This window comes from Thalassospira sp. UBA1131, from assembly GCF_002311515.1.
Classification (GTDB): Bacteria; Pseudomonadota; Alphaproteobacteria; order Rhodospirillales; family Thalassospiraceae; genus Thalassospira.
The window spans coordinates 29106-29334 of the sequence record NZ_DCAO01000062.1 but is presented as its reverse complement, the minus strand read 5'-3'; the positions used below and the strand labels follow the sequence as shown (position 1 = coordinate 29334).

The following is a 229-nucleotide window of genomic DNA, read 5'->3' as shown; positions in this document are numbered from 1 at the left end:
CGCATCGGATGTATTTTTCTTAATTCTCATTGAACGGATTTTTTCGCATGGAATGGCTCACGGAAACGAAGATTCCGCTGGGACAGTGGATATCGTCCCTGATGGATGCGCTGAACGAACATGCCGATTTCGTTTTCTATACCGTTTCGGATGTTCTCGAATTCATTATTGAAAACACCATCGATTTTCTGGTGTGGCTGCCTGCCCTTTTGATCATTGCGGTCTTTGG

General features: G+C 45.0%; 1 pseudogene. It reads left to right on the top strand.

The window, feature by feature from the left end:
- Window positions 1-47: 47 nt before the first annotated feature.
- Window positions 48-229: pseudogene (locus B3Z49_RS09445) on the top strand (choline ABC transporter permease subunit); the annotation flags it as partial.